Genomic DNA, 12150 nt, shown 5'->3' on the forward strand with positions numbered 1-12150 from the left:
ATTTGAAAGAGAAACTAAAAAAATTAAATTTGTAGCAAAAAAAATAAAAAATTAATAACATGATGAAGAGAACTATTCTATTAATCGCTTTAATTGTTTGTGTTGCTGCCACTTACGCCCAAAAAGGGAAAGTAATCAGCGCTCAAAGTTATAAAGATACCCAGAAGCTGCAGGAAGCATTGGATGCAATTAAAGAAACTATTGATCCTAACAATCCAAAAGCTGAAAAAACAATTCCTTGGCCAAAAACATGGGAAGTTAGAGGCGAAATTTACCAAGCGGTTTATCAATCAAAAGATGAAAACGTAAAGAAACAAGTTGAGAATCCATTAAGTACAGCGCTGGAATCTTACAAAAAAGCGTTAGAACTGGATGATAAAGATCGTAACAATCCAACTATTAAAATTAAACTTACCCTGCTGACTTCTGACTTTACAGACCAAGCGGTAAAAGCTTTCAATGATAATGATTACAATACAGCATTGGAATCGTTTAAGAGGATTTTAGAAATTGAAGAAATGCCATTAATGGCTGAAGAAGGAGAAGCTTCAATTGATACTGTAATTATTTATAATGCCGGTTTAGCTGCTTATAATGCTGAAAAATTTGATGAAGCCATTAAATATTATAAAGATGCCGCTGAATTAGGATATAACGGTGCTCGTACGTATGAGTTAATTGCATCTAGCTATATATCTAAAACTGATACTCTTGGGGCATTGGAGACTTTACAGGAAGGTTTTGAAAAGTATCCTGAGAATAGTTCAATCATGGTTCAACTCATTAATATCTATCTAAATTCTAACAAGGTAGATGATGCAATGAAATACTTAAAACTAGCTATTGATCAAGATCCAACAAATGCAACTTTCTATTTTGCTCAAGGTTCATTATTTGATAAATTAGAAAGAATAGAAGATGCTGTTGTTTCGTATAAAAAAGCTATCGAGTTAAAAGACGATTATTACGATGCATATTACAACCTGGGAACTATATATTATAACTTAGGTGTAAAGCAAATAGATGTTGCAAATTCAGTTCCTGCCAGCGAACCTGATAAATATGATGCAGAAATTGCTAAAGCTGATATCGAGTTTAAGAAAGCAATTCCTTATATGGAAAGAGCTTCTGAGCTTAAGCCAGAAGATTCTTTTTCACTTGAAGCACTTAAAACACTTTATTACCGTCTGAAAATGATGGAGAAATATGAAGGCGTAAATAAGCGACTTGAAGAAATCAATCAATAAGAGATATAAAGGGAGGGATTAATTTTCCCTCTTTTTTTAAACACACATAAATAACATAATATCAACTATAGGACAAATGTGTTTTTTTGAAAGTTTTACTGTAATTCATTAAATAAGACAATTATACTCTGTCAATAGCTCAATTTTATCCATACTTTTTCTCAGTTAGAATATTTCGTTAAAACAGTTATATAAAACTTTAATTGCATTAGAAACACAGCCTATAACTAACGTTTACCATGTATTCCAACTTTAAATACAGTTTTATAGATTCTAATTTTCTTATAAGAGTTCAATTGAGTTTGAAATATCGCCAAGAAATTGACTTAATTATGTTATAATTCTGAAGTCCTTTTTTGAGAATACTTTCTACTTTTATACTACCATTAACAGATTTGTATCAATTATATGCCTGGAATAATCAGAATACATTTAATAAAACTATTTGAAGATTCACTCAAATCAACCATTAGTAATCTGTATAATATCCGTATTTGAAACATATATTATCTGGTATATTTTTTTAAAAAATCAAGAACGGTACATATGTAAATTGCCCGACAGCCACATAAAGTCTTAACCAAGAGTTGTTTATACATGCATATTTACATATATCGTCACTGCATTACAACTTAGTTTACATTAATTAATTCACATTTAGCCATTGATTGTCACAGATCTACTTCCCTTTTAATGTAAGTTGAATAATCTTTTACAGTGGGTTTGTATTCTTGATGAAACAGTTTTGAAGAAATCATAAAATCAGCTGTAGACCGATTAGATGCAGTTGGAATATTATATAATACTGCTATTCTTAATAGCGCTTTCACATCAACATCATGAGGTTGCGGTTGCATTGGATCCCAAAAAAAGATAAGCATATCCACCTTTCCTTCAGCAATCATCGATCCAAGTTGCTGATCTCCTCCTAACGGCCCCGATTTTAAACGAATTACTTCCGGAGGAGCAATATCGTGCTCATGACATCTATCTGTCAATACATCCTGAACATGCTTTCCGGTTGTTCCAGTGCAAACGATACTATGAGGAACAAATTCGTTCCAATTCCAGGAAACCCATTCCATCATATCTTTCTTTCTATTATCATGTGCCACAAGGGCTATCATTTTCTTTTTCTTCATGTCTTTTAATTGTTTAATTCGCTGGTAAAGATATCCTTTTTGTAAAGGAAAAACCGACTTATCTCATATCTCTCAGATATGGAATAAAAAAAACAGGCATTAGCGAATAGCCTATGCCTGTTAACTTCAAAATATTAGCAATCTATTTTTTGAATACTTTAACAATCTCGGTTACCCAATCATCTATGCGCTTTTTTGAAAGTCGAGCCTGGTTTTCCTGATCTAATACCAGCCCCATAAAATTACCATTTTCCAACGCATGAGATGACTCAAATTCATACTTTTCGTTTTTGGTTGAACCAACTATTGTGGCACCTCTATCTCGAAGTAACCGAGCCATAATGCCAACCCCATCTGCAAAGTTTTCCGGATAACCAACTTGATCAGCAAGTCCATAAATAGCCACGGTTTTTCCTTTGAGATTCAAATCCTCCAAAGCGGGCACAAATTCATCCCAATAGTTCGGCAATTCTCCATCAAACCAGGTTGGAACTCCTAATATTAGTTGATTGTAAGAGAGAAATTTATCTTCGGTTATATCCTCTGCATTAACAACTTCGACATCCAGAGATTTGCCAATTGCTTCTTTGATCTTTTCCCCGGCTTTTGCAGTTTTATTAGAATTGAAACTATAAATAATTGCAGTTTTGCTCATTGTAATTCTTGTTTTAGTTAGTAAGCTAAGATGTTTTTGGCTGCATTGTAAATTTTTTCTGCATTTGGGAGAATTATCCGTTCAAACGACCGGTGGAAGCCAACTGGAGTAAAAGAAGAACCTACTCTATTTACAGGTCCATCCAGGTATTCAAAAGCTTCTTCCATAATAGTCGATGACAATTCAGCACCAAACCCTGAATGCACTTTATCTTCATGTACAATCAATACTTTACCAATCTTCTTAACACCGGCAACAATTGCTTCCTTATCAAGCGGAACTAAAGACCTTAAGTCAAGTACCTCGCATTCAAATCCTTCATCAGCAAGCTTATTAGCTGCCTCCAGGCACATATGTGTTGTATTACCATATGTAATAATGAAAAGATCAGATCCTTCTCTTCTTGTTCTTGCTTTTCCAAATGGAACCTCAAAATCATCAGGAATCACAGTTGCTGCTTTAGGATCGTTATATAAGGCTTTTGGCTCCATAAACATGGTCATACCTCTCGAACGCAATGCGGTTCTCAACAGACCAGCTGCATCATCAGCGAATGAAGGATAAACAATTCTAACTCCAGGAATAGAAGTTAGTGCACCTTCAATTGTTTGTGAGTGATAAAGCCCACCTCCAATATATCCTCCGGATGCCAATCGAATAGTCACATTCGGAGTAAACTGTCCATTTGATCGCCAGAAATCATGGCTTGAATCTACATATTGTTCCATCGCCGGCCAGAAATAATCAGCAAATTCAGCCCCTTCAACGACAATTCGAATTTTTTCATCATATCGGGACATACCATTTGCTGTTCCCATAATGAAATCCTCTGCAATAGGCGCATTAAATACTCGCTTAGGACCAAATTCTTGCTGTAAGCCTTTTGAAACGTTAAAAACGCCTCCTTTGTCCTTATTCGCCATATCCTGTCCCCAAATAAAAGTGTCTGGGTTATGCCGGAATTCAGCTTTTAGAGTTTCATTCAAAGCAGTAATGAGCTTTTTACTTTCACCATCTTCCTGATGAGTACCATCTGTGTACTTCGCAGGTTGATATGGCTCAGGGAGAACATGATCCAAGTAGGTGTTTGGATCAGGATCCGGAGCTTTTAATGCCGCTTTATGCGCTGTTTTAAGGATTTGCTTCGCTTCGACAATAATTTCCTCCATCTCCTCTTCAGAAAGCCTGTTGTAACGCTTAAGCATTCTTTCAAATTTGTCCATTGGATCATAATCCAGAACATAGTTACGCTCTGCTTCTGAACGGTACAATTCGTGTCTGTCAGAATTAGAATGCGAATGAACACGCACACAATTTGCCTGAACGATCACTGGCTCTCCTTTTTCAAGAACATGCTTCTTCGCTTCAGTCATCGCATTCATTGAATCAAATACATCCTTTCCGTTGCAATGAATAATCCTCAAATTTTTAAATCCAGAGAAATTATTGGCAACTTTTCGGTTTGCAGTTTGATCTTTTTTGGGAACAGAAATACCGTACCCATTATCCTGAATTACAAAAATCACAGGAAGCTTTTCTTTAGAAGCACCATTAATTGCCTCATAAACATAACCTTCTGAGACAGATGACTCACCTTGTGAACTGATTGCGACTGCCTTTTCGCCATAATATTTTATAGCCCGAGCCACTCCAACGGCATGAAGGGTGTGATTTCCAGTAAGTGATGATACATTGTGAATATTCCAATCAATTTTGGCATAATGATTTGACATATGCCGCCCTCCACTGGTTAAGTCCGTTGCTTTGGAAATACCATTCAGTATTATTTCTTCAGCTGTCAGACCAGCAGAAAGAGCCGATAGTAAATCACGATAGTAAAAAAACATGTGATCAACTTTCTTTTCAAACAATTGGCCAATTGCCAGCTGAATACCGTCATGTCCAGCATAAGATGCATGGTAAGACCAACCAATTGCCTGTTTCAGGTAATTGGGAGCTTTGTTATCAATCTCACGTCCTAAAGCCAAAAGCCGGTACCAGTTAACAATCGTTTCTTTTGGAGTCTTTTTTATTGAATATACTTTTGGAACAGTTGTCATATTATTTTTGATTTTTAGACATTCTACACTTAGACTTCACGAGAAGGATCAAAACCTTCCAGTATGTCTGCAATTCTTCTTAGGAAAGCACCTCCTAAGGCACCATCGATAATTCGATGATCATAAGAAAGTGATAAAAACATTTTATGCCGAACTACAATTACATCACCAGTTGAAGTTTCCATAACGGCAGGTTTTTTCTCAATACTTCCTGTTGCAAGTATTGCAACTTGTGGCTGATTAATAATTGGTGTTCCAATTATGTTTCTGAAAGAACCGAAATTCGTAATCGTAAATGTACCGCTCTGGTAATCATCCGGACTTAATTTATTATTGCGGGCACCATTGGCCAATTGATTCATGCTTTTTGTCAAACCGAGCAAGTTCTTCTGTTCAGCTTCCTTTATTACCGGAACAACAAGGTTTCCATCTGGTTTGGCAACAGCAATTCCCATATTTACATTTGGATGTAAATAGATTTTATTATCTTCTACTGATGAATTCACTAATGGAAACTCAGTTAAAGCCTTGGCTACTGCCTCAATAAACACGGGCATGAAAGTAAGTTTCTCTCCATATTTTTGTTGGAATTGATCCTTAACTTTTGTTCTCCATAAAACCAAATCAGTTACATCTGCTTCTACAACTGACGTTACGTGTGCTGATGTTTGTTTTGACTTGACCATGTGATCCGCAATCAATTTTCGAACGCGATCCATTTCAATGATTTGTTCTCCTGATGCAATTGATGGACTAACTTTAGGCATTGATGGTTTCTCTACTTTATCAGCAGCAGGTTTCGTAATTTTACCTGCTTTACGATCTTCCAGATATTTTAGCAAATCATTCTTTTGAACACGTCCATTATGACCAGATCCACTAATCGATTCCAATTCAGCCAAGCTAATTCCTTCCTGAAGTGCAATGCTCTTAACTAGCGGTGAATAAAATCGGTTACTTGAAGACTTAAAATCATCCGTTACTTTTTGTTCCTGAACGACTGGCTTAACTTCTTCCTTTATTTCCGGAGCTTCCGGAGCTTCTTGTATCTTTTTCTCAGCAACTGGCTGTTTTTCTTCGACTTTCAGTTCTGCGGCCTCTTTCTCTTTTGTTGGCTCTTCTAGGATTTCATCGTCATCATCATCCAATTTTACGATGGCAACAACCTCACCAACAGGAACCAATGCGTCTTCTTCAAAAAATACTTTTGAAATTACACCATCAACAGGAGAAGGTATCTCAGAATCAACTTTATCGGTAGCAACTTCAAAAATTGAATCATCTTCTTCAATTTTATCACCTTCTTTTACGAACCATTTGGTAATAGTTGCTTCCTGTACACTTTCTCCTAATTTTGGCATTAGGATTTTAAAATCAGACATATACCTAACTATTTATTTAACATTTAATTATTCCTAAAATCAACTTAACTAACAAGCTAAGAGTTTAAAAGTTCACCCCATAAAAAGATGAACAAAACAATTAAATGCCTGCATAGAATGCGAGGTATCGGCGAAATTTAAATAAATAGTTGATTGCTGATAAATTGAAATTAATTGCGCCTATTCGATTACAATTTTTTGAAAAATACCTAATATTTCTGTCGGATTATTGGCAGCTTTTAACTCTTGCTCAATTGGAGATGTTTTTAACGAATGTAATGCCATGCATTTTTGTAGAATATCCTGCAGTTCCTTTTCAGCCTCATTTTTATCAATTATTCCTTTTTTGAGACCTTTAAAATAATATTTGGATAGTTTTTTTATCGAATAGTATAAGTCTGGTTTGTCTATTTCAACACTTGAAATATGAGCCGGCGGGCCACAATCTATTTTTCGGGTGTACATCCTGTTGAATTGCTCATACATTACAGAGACATCAGCACTCATATACGGCAGGCTTTGACAATCATTAACAGCAACCTTCGGACAGGTCACAGAATCAATATTAAAAACATATTCTTCCTGTGAAAATACAACTTGTGAAATCAAGTAGACTAGTAAAAAAAGCAGCAAATTTTTCATATCCCCTCATATCTTATTCACTCTAAAAATAGAAATTATTTATTAGCAAGAATCTAAAAATGAATGAAAAATGCTGTAAAGCAGTTTACTGAATGAAAGCGATTTCTAAACTTTCAATGGGATAATAATTGAAAAGATCTACATCTGGCCACTGAGAAACTCTAGATGTTATTTGGTTCATGAAATAGTTAATGTCAGTAGTGAACTTGGATCCTTTCCAACTGCTGGTGTTGGAAAGAAAAATCCAGGTTAAACCATCATTCTGACGTTTAATCATTGCAGATGTACCAGCCATACTTCCAGTACGTGTCCAAATACCGGTCCCAGAAGCAAAACGCCACCCCAGCGGGCCCTTCGCATAGGTATTGTCAGTCATAGTTTCAATTGAAGCATCAGATAATATATCTCTTACAAAGGGGTGTCCGTCGACCAAAACCAACAATCTTGCCAATTCAACCGAAGAACAAATCCATCCACCAGCAGCGCTTAGGAGTTCAATAGGATTACCTCCATATGTTTTTGGTACATAATCACCTCTACCTTCAAAAGAAGGAACCTTCAAGCTTCCACGCTGTTCGTAGTAATTTACCTCATTTGAATATTGTCCATCCTTGTAACTGGAACCAATATGCATGTCTAATATTCCATTAGGAACTAAAATTTCGTCCCGAATATAAGATTCATAGTCTTTACCTGTGATCTTTTCAATTACTTCCCCTAAAAACATATATCCCATATTCGAATAGGAAACCCTTGAGCCTGGAGGAAATGAAAGTCTTCTACTCGCTACAAATTCATTGTATGTATCTATTGTGGCAGGTAGCGGATCTCCTACCTTTTTGGCAATGCTTATCGAATTAAATGCCGGATCTCCATAACTCTGAGACCAACCTCCAGAATGCGCCAACAAATGCTGTATTGTAATATTGTAAAGTTTTTTATCTCTAACCTTATTAAATGTACTATCGTTTATAATGGCATCAGGGCCAAACACTTTATCTGTAAGTCTAAGCTTTCCCTGCTCTACCAAATACATAATAGCAATCCCTGTAATTAACTTAGAAACACTGGCTACCCGAAAAAGATGACCAGGTTGTACTGGCTCATTTTCATCATTTGCAATTCCAAATCCCTGAGCATAAACAAGCTGCTCATCCTTAATTATAGCAACTGAAACTCCTTTCAGCTCCCATTTTTTGATGAATCGATTTACTTTACTGGAAATATATTCAGCCTTATCAAATTCAGATAGGTCATTGCTTATCCTATTATTCAAACCTTTTAGTTCAAGTTCATAATAAGCAGGTATTTTCATATGGTTCAATGTACTCTTTGAACCGATTGATAAAACAAATGCACTAAAAAGAAATATATATTTCAAATACCTCATTTACAAATGTAATCTTAGTAATTTATATTTGTAACTCCCCAATAATATCCTTCACCTCCGCAAAATTATGCTTCTCCAAATATTGCTCTATTCCTTCTACAATTTGCACTGGAATAGTAGGATCAATAAATATCGCAGTACCAATCTGAACTGCAGTAGCACCAGCCAGCATAAACTCAATAGCATCAGTTGCATTCATTATTCCCCCCATGCCTATGACCGGAATATTAACCGCTTGTGAAACCTGCCATACCATTCTAAGCGCAATTGGCTTTATCGCGGGGCCTGACAGTCCGCCAGTAATAGTTGAAAGCAATGGCTTTCTATTATTTGCGTCAATTGCCATCCCCAGAAACGTATTCACCAACGAAACACCATCAGCACCTTGACCTTCAACAGCCTTGGCTATCTCTGCTATGTTAGTCACATTAGGTGATAACTTAACAATTAACGGTTTATTGTATACATCCCGAACAGCTTTCACAACCCTTTCAGCAGAAGGACAACTGACACCAAATGCCATACCTCCCTCTTTAACGTTTGGACAGCTAATATTTAACTCAATTGCAGGGATTTTGTCCAATTCATTGATTTTCTCTGTCAAGTCAACGTACTCTTCAATAGTTGAACCATTGACATTTACAATAAAATTGCTGTCTATATTTTTAATATTTGGGTAGATGTTCTTTATAAAGTTCTCTACTCCTTTATTTTGAAGTCCTACTGCATTTAGCATTCCTGATGGTGTTTCAGCCATCCTGGGATAATCATTTCCCTGTCTGGGATGCAAGGTTGTCCCTTTCATAACAACACCACCAAGTTTCTCCAAATCGACAAAATCAGCGATTTCTTCACCAAAACCACAAGTTCCGGACGCTGTTAAAACAGGGTTTTTAAATACTAAATCTTTTATATTGACTTTTAAATCTACCATGACAATTCTTTGATATTAAAAACCGGACCTTCAGTGCACACACATACATGACCTTCTTTTGTTTTTTCCACGCAACAAAGACAAACTCCAAAACCACAAGCCATCAGATTTTCTAATGACACTTCACAATAAACATCATTCTTTGCAGCTTCTGCTGCTATTGCCTTCATCATCAAATCCGGACCACAAGTATATATTTTATCAAAAGACGCTAAGTCATTATTAAATACCGAGTGATGCGTTACAAATCCTTTTTCACCAAGACTTCCATCCTCGCTAGAATAGTAAAATTGACCATATTTCTTGTATTCACTAACATCAACGTGATCAGCCTCACTTCTGGCCCCCAACAATACATGCACCTGATTAGGGTCCAAACCGCAGGTCTTTGCTAAAAAGAGCATAGGAGCAACACCACTGCCACCTCCAATTAATAGAACTTTATCCTGCTTATCTGGCTTTGTAAAACCCTTACCCAGAGGAAAAACCATACTTATTGTATCTCCTTCATTATACGAAGTAAGTACTTTAGAACCTCGACCAAGTATCTTAACTAGCAAAGAAAGAGTGTTTTCCTCGTAGTCAGCATCAAGAATCGAAAATGGCCTACGCAAAAATGTTTCCGTAGATTTTTTTATCTCAACATTTACAAATTGGCCAGGATACACCTCCTGCAATAGCAAGGGTGATTTTAATTTAAGCAGAAAATTATCGTGATTTAATTGGGTATTGCTTACCAGTAAAAATTCCTGTACAGCTTTTTTCATGTAGAAAAAATGTTATTCAAATTGACAATCAATACTTTGCATATATACTTATAAGGTCGCATGAATAGAATTCTATGCCACATTATAACTGCAAAGCTATTATTTGCTCGCAAAGATAACCAGAAAAATTTATTTTGATGGAGTGTACTCTCTAAAAGTTTGATCGGTATAAAACACCACTATTCTTTCAACACTTTTCGCCTCAGGTTCTGACGGAATTTCATTTTTTAAAGGAGCACTCTGAATATCAGGCTTAATGTCGGCACTCTTGTTCGTAGATTCAACAGGTGGCTCAGGGGCTTTCGGAGTATCAAATAAATTCACCGATATTTCTGTATTCGTTGATTCAAGCATATCACCAACGCCCATAATCAACCACTTAGCATCTATTTCAGGATAAGTTTCCAGAAGTTTAGCAATAAATTGAAAACTTGGCTTATTGCGTCCATTTAACACGTGAGTAACATTTGAACGCTGCACTCCAATATTATCTGCCAACTCTGAAGGAGTAATGCCCTTATGGCTCATGAATTGCTTTATCCTGTCATTCATAAATGTTAATTGTAAGATGTTACAAATATAAACATTACGAATAAACCAACAAGTAACATTTGTAACTTACTGTAATATACATATGTGATCAAGCTCGCTGTTTACAATTTAAATATCGATCTTTCAACTTAATCTAATACATTAATTAAAACTTATATATACTTAATATAAAGACATATAAATACTGCAAGCGATGCATTTTAAGTCCTATTGCTTCAGATTACTGCCCATGCTTAAATAAACAGATCAAATAACAAACCGTAAGCGACTGATAATATATACTATATATATTTGAAAGTGAAATATATTCGTTATTAACTCGGGGTTGATTACATTGTAAATAGTCAAACTAAATTCTTATTTACAATATTGCATATTACTCTAGGATACGGAAATGTGACAATGGATTTTAACTATTTATATTTGTAAACTACAAGAATTTACCTTTTTCTTTTATGAAATCAGTTGAAGACAGATTAAGAAGAAATGCATATCTAAGCTAGATTCACTATTTTTTCCAGGTGGATGAATAAGTTAGCATCCGAAAGATGGGATTATTGAATAAACTACAGACCTGAGAATTGAAAAATACTTGGTGATACCCTATACAATTACAGCTATTTAATTCTCAGCGAGTCAAAACTCAAATTCAAACAATACTAGTTCACTATATTTTAACGAATTAGTTGATTCTTACGCTTAATTATTTGAGTTGACTTAATTGTTCAGAAAAATAAAATAACAAAAAAAGGAGTGTTCTTTACCTATATTAACTTGTTCCAGTCATCATTAAACACAATTTGGTCAAACGTTTTTCTGGTTCTCGGTTGTTGATCTTCTTTTTTAAGATCATCCGAAATCCCATCTTTATTTTCAATATATCCGACAGCAATAACTGTCATGGGAATAAACTGTTCCGGAATGCTAAAAGCATCTGTCGCCATTTCTTTGTCAAACCCTCCCATTTGGTGAACATGTAGTCCCATATAAGTAGCTTGCACACATAGATTACCAATTGCTAATCCAAGATCATGCTGTGCATAGAAATTTGGTCGGCCATGATATGAGCTATCTTTTTTGATAAGTGTCATTATTAACAAGGGAACTTTTTCATTCCAAAGTTGATTCGAAGATGTTAAGGTGCTAAATATGTTTTTATGATTTATACGATCTCTTTCTCCGATGATAAATCGCCAGGGTTGTTCGTTTCGGGAAGATGCTGCCCATTTTGCAGCATCAATTAACAGACGAACTTTTTCGACTTCAACTTTATTTGCTGAAAATGCCTTGGGACTGTACCTCTGTTCAATCAACTTGTTTAACTTAGCATTCATATTTAATTGTCTTTTTTCTAATAACAGGTTTTATATATTATTGTT

11 protein-coding genes are annotated in these 12150 nt (G+C 35.4%); 1 reads left to right on the top strand and 10 read right to left on the bottom strand.

Annotated features, from left to right (window positions below; translation table 11 throughout):
• Window positions 1–59: 59 nt before the first annotated feature.
• The gene (locus ACUNWD_RS02360; protein ID WP_445586155.1) at window positions 60–1247 is read left to right on the top strand and encodes a tetratricopeptide repeat protein; all 1188 of its coding nucleotides are present in this window, start codon (window positions 60–62) and stop codon (window positions 1245–1247) included.
• A 671-nt stretch (window positions 1248–1918) separates the two neighbouring features.
• On the opposite strand, the gene ACUNWD_RS02365 is transcribed toward ACUNWD_RS02360, so the two are convergent.
• The 10 genes from ACUNWD_RS02365 to ACUNWD_RS02410 form a co-directional block, all read right to left on the bottom strand.
• A complete protein-coding gene (locus tag ACUNWD_RS02365; RefSeq protein WP_445586156.1) occupies window positions 1919–2389 on the bottom strand; it encodes a methylglyoxal synthase in 471 nt (156 codons plus the stop codon).
• Between the two features lie 142 nt (window positions 2390–2531).
• Window positions 2532–3044 (bottom strand): flavodoxin, encoded by a 513-nt coding sequence (locus ACUNWD_RS02370; RefSeq protein ID WP_445586157.1) that lies wholly within the window; start codon window positions 3042–3044, stop codon window positions 2532–2534.
• A gap of 17 nt (window positions 3045–3061) precedes the next feature.
• Window positions 3062–5104, bottom strand: coding sequence for an alpha-ketoacid dehydrogenase subunit alpha/beta (locus tag ACUNWD_RS02375; protein ID WP_445586158.1), 2043 nt, complete (start codon window positions 5102–5104; stop codon window positions 3062–3064).
• A 29-nt stretch (window positions 5105–5133) separates the two neighbouring features.
• Window positions 5134–6486, bottom strand: a complete 1353-nt coding sequence (locus ACUNWD_RS02380; protein WP_445586159.1) for a dihydrolipoamide acetyltransferase family protein — start codon at window positions 6484–6486, stop codon at window positions 5134–5136.
• Between the two features lie 180 nt (window positions 6487–6666).
• Window positions 6667–7128: a hypothetical protein gene (locus ACUNWD_RS02385; RefSeq protein ID WP_445586160.1), complete on the bottom strand. Its 462-nt coding sequence runs from the start codon at window positions 7126–7128 to the stop codon at window positions 6667–6669.
• An 85-nt stretch (window positions 7129–7213) separates the two neighbouring features.
• On the bottom strand, window positions 7214–8443 hold the full coding sequence (locus ACUNWD_RS02390; protein WP_445586161.1) for a serine hydrolase domain-containing protein: 1230 nt from the start codon (window positions 8441–8443) through the stop codon (window positions 7214–7216).
• 97 nt (window positions 8444–8540) lie between these two features.
• The gene (locus tag ACUNWD_RS02395) at window positions 8541–9452 is read right to left on the bottom strand and encodes a dihydroorotate dehydrogenase (RefSeq protein WP_445586162.1); all 912 of its coding nucleotides are present in this window, start codon (window positions 9450–9452) and stop codon (window positions 8541–8543) included.
• Window positions 9446–10219, bottom strand: a complete 774-nt coding sequence (locus ACUNWD_RS02400) for a dihydroorotate dehydrogenase electron transfer subunit (protein WP_445586163.1) — start codon at window positions 10217–10219, stop codon at window positions 9446–9448. Before ACUNWD_RS02400 ends, ACUNWD_RS02395 begins: the two co-directional genes overlap by 7 nt.
• Before the next feature lie 129 nt (window positions 10220–10348).
• Window positions 10349–10771, bottom strand: coding sequence for a helix-turn-helix domain-containing protein (locus tag ACUNWD_RS02405; RefSeq protein ID WP_445586164.1), 423 nt, complete (start codon window positions 10769–10771; stop codon window positions 10349–10351).
• Window positions 10772–11535: 764 nt separating this feature from the next.
• Complete coding sequence (locus ACUNWD_RS02410; RefSeq protein WP_445586165.1) at window positions 11536–12105, bottom strand: nitroreductase family protein; 570 nt, start codon at window positions 12103–12105, stop codon at window positions 11536–11538.
• Window positions 12106–12150: the final 45 nt, after the last annotated feature.

The sequence above is a fragment of the Sunxiuqinia sp. A32 genome, from assembly GCF_052690465.1.

Coding starts and splice junctions, on each gene's coding strand:
- ACUNWD_RS02360 (WP_445586155.1), top strand. CDS start 60: ATGATGAAGAGAACTATTCTATTAATCGCTTTAATTGTTTGTGTTGCT.
- ACUNWD_RS02365 (WP_445586156.1), bottom strand. CDS start 2,389: ATGAAGAAAAAGAAAATGATAGCCCTTGTGGCACATGATAATAGAAAG.
- ACUNWD_RS02370 (WP_445586157.1), bottom strand. CDS start 3,044: ATGAGCAAAACTGCAATTATTTATAGTTTCAATTCTAATAAAACTGCA.
- ACUNWD_RS02375 (WP_445586158.1), bottom strand. CDS start 5,104: ATGACAACTGTTCCAAAAGTATATTCAATAAAAAAGACTCCAAAAGAA.
- ACUNWD_RS02380 (WP_445586159.1), bottom strand. CDS start 6,486: ATGTCTGATTTTAAAATCCTAATGCCAAAATTAGGAGAAAGTGTACAG.
- ACUNWD_RS02385 (WP_445586160.1), bottom strand. CDS start 7,128: ATGAAAAATTTGCTGCTTTTTTTACTAGTCTACTTGATTTCACAAGTT.
- ACUNWD_RS02390 (WP_445586161.1), bottom strand. CDS start 8,443: ATGAAAATACCTGCTTATTATGAACTTGAACTAAAAGGTTTGAATAAT.
- ACUNWD_RS02395 (WP_445586162.1), bottom strand. CDS start 9,452: ATGGTAGATTTAAAAGTCAATATAAAAGATTTAGTATTTAAAAACCCT.
- ACUNWD_RS02400 (WP_445586163.1), bottom strand. CDS start 10,219: ATGAAAAAAGCTGTACAGGAATTTTTACTGGTAAGCAATACCCAATTA.
- ACUNWD_RS02405 (WP_445586164.1), bottom strand. CDS start 10,771: ATGAATGACAGGATAAAGCAATTCATGAGCCATAAGGGCATTACTCCT.
- ACUNWD_RS02410 (WP_445586165.1), bottom strand. CDS start 12,105: ATGAATGCTAAGTTAAACAAGTTGATTGAACAGAGGTACAGTCCCAAG.